This is a genomic window from Streptococcus pseudopneumoniae, from assembly GCF_001072315.1.
Lineage (GTDB): Bacteria > Bacillota > Bacilli > Lactobacillales > Streptococcaceae > Streptococcus > Streptococcus pseudopneumoniae_R.
In genome coordinates, this window is sequence record NZ_JVLI01000167.1 from 1 (window position 1) to 1,742 (window position 1,742).

Annotated in this window: 1 protein-coding gene and 1 pseudogene; both read left to right on the forward strand. The window is 39.7% G+C overall.

Annotated features, from left to right (window positions below; translation table 11 throughout):
- Window positions 1–276, forward strand: a pseudogene (locus tag ADH54_RS09400) (transposase family protein); the annotation flags it as partial.
- A 115-nt stretch (window positions 277–391) separates the two neighbouring features.
- Window positions 392–1,675 carry a trigger factor gene (gene tig, locus ADH54_RS09405; RefSeq protein WP_000116491.1) on the forward strand — a complete coding sequence of 428 codons (1,284 nt, stop codon included), beginning with the start codon at window positions 392–394 and terminating at the stop codon, window positions 1,673–1,675.
- Window positions 1,676–1,742: the final 67 nt, after the last annotated feature.

The following is a 1,742-nucleotide window of genomic DNA, read 5'->3' on the forward strand; positions in this document are numbered from 1 at the left end:
CCGCACTTATGAACAAATTGCGGCTGATTTTGGCATTCACGAAAGCAACTTAATCCGTCGGAGCCAATGGGTTGAAGTAACTCTTCTTCAAAGTGGTTTTACGATTTCAAGAACTCCTCTCAGTTCTGAGGACACGGTAATGATTGATGCGACGGAAGTAAAAATCAATCGTCCTAAAAAAAACAATTAGAGAATTATTCTGGTAAAAAGAAATTTCACGCTATGAAGGCTCAGGCGATTGTCACAAGTCAAGGGAGAATTGTTTCTTTGGATATTGCGGGTGAAACCATACCTCTCCTATCAATCGAAAAGCGCAGTCATTACTTGAAAAAAGTCTCTCATTTATGTTATAATAGACTGTATTTAAAAAATTTTAAGGAGAAATGACAGAATGTCTGTATCATTTGAAAACAAAGAAACAAACCGTGGTGTCTTGACTTTCACTATCTCTCAAGATCAAATCAAACCAGAATTGGACCGTGTCTTCAACTCAGTGAAGAAATCTCTTAATGTTCCAGGTTTCCGTAAAGGTCACCTGCCACGTCCTATCTTCGACAAAAAATTTGGTGAAGAGTCACTTTACCAAGATGTTATGAACGCTCTTTTGCCAAATGCTTATGAAGCAGCTGTAAAAGAAGCTGGTCTTGAAGTGGTTGCTCAACCAAAAATTGATGTAACTTCAATGGAAAAAGGTCAAGACTGGGTTATCACAGCTGAAGTCGTTACAAAACCTGAGGTAAAACTAGGTGACTACAAAAACCTTGAAGTATCAGTAGATGTAGAAAAAGAAGTAACTGACGCTGACGTTGAAGAGCGTATCGAACGCGAACGCAACAACTTGGCTGAATTGGTTATCAAAGAAGCTGCTGCTGAAAACGGAGACACTGTTGTCATCGACTTCGTTGGTTCTATCGACGGTGTTGAATTTGACGGTGGAAAAGGTGAAAACTTCTCACTTGGACTTGGTTCAGGTCAATTCATCCCTGGTTTCGAAGACCAATTGGTAGGTCACTCAGCTGGTGAAACTGTTGATGTTATCGTAACATTCCCAGAAGACTACCAAGCAGAAGACCTTGCAGGTAAAGAAGCTAAATTCGTGACAACTATCCACGAAGTAAAAGCTAAAGAAGTTCCAGCTCTTGACGATGAGCTTGCAAAAGACATCGACGAAGAAGTTGAAACACTTGCTGAATTGAAAGAAAAATACCGTAACGAATTGGCTGCTGCTAAAGAAGAAGCTTACAAAGATGCAGTTGAAGGTGCAGCAATTGATAAAGCTGTAGAAAATGCTGAAATCGTAGAACTTCCAGAAGAAATGATTCACGAAGAAGTTCACCGTTCAGTAAACGAATTCCTTGGAAACTTGCAACGTCAAGGTATCAACCCTGACATGTACTTCCAAATCACTGGAACTACTCAAGAAGACCTTCACAATCAATATCAAGCAGAAGCTGAATCACGTACTAAGACTAACCTTGTTATCGAAGCAGTTGCCAAAGCTGAAGGGTTTGACGCTTCAGAAGAAGAAATCCAAAAAGAAGTTGAGCAATTGGCAGCAGACTACAACATGGAAGTTGCACAAGTACAAAGCTTGCTTTCAGCTGATATGTTGAAACACGATATCACAATCAAAAAAGCTGTTGAATTGATTACAAGCACAGCAACAGTTAAATAATCTTATACTCTTCGAAAATCAAATTCAAACCACGTCAGCGTCGCCTTACCGTACTCAAGTACAGCTT